The 256-nt window shown below is 62.1% G+C and carries 1 protein-coding gene; it reads right to left on the minus strand.

Features of this window, described 5'->3' with window-relative positions:
* Nucleotides 1–256: beta-ketoacyl synthase N-terminal-like domain-containing protein (locus LPA41_RS41520; protein WP_229077035.1), on the minus strand; the 256-nt coding region annotated here is incomplete at both ends.

Consider the following 256-nt stretch of genomic DNA (forward strand, 5'->3'; position numbering starts at 1 on the left):
CGCAAAACAGCCGGATCAATACCGGCCGACTCGAACGCCTCCCACGACGCCTCCAACAACAACCGCTGCTGCGGATCCATCGCCAAAGCCTCACGCGGACTGATCCCGAAAAACGCCGCATCAAACTGTGCCGCATCGTGCAGGAAACCACCCTCCATCGTGTCCGAACGACCGTCGGCTCCTGCTTCAACCCCATAGAGACCCTGAAGATCCCAGCCCCGATCGACGGGGAACGGTGTGATCCCGTCCCCACCCC

This window comes from Actinoplanes sp. DH11 (genome assembly GCF_020873875.1).
Lineage (GTDB): Bacteria > Actinomycetota > Actinomycetes > Mycobacteriales > Micromonosporaceae > Actinoplanes.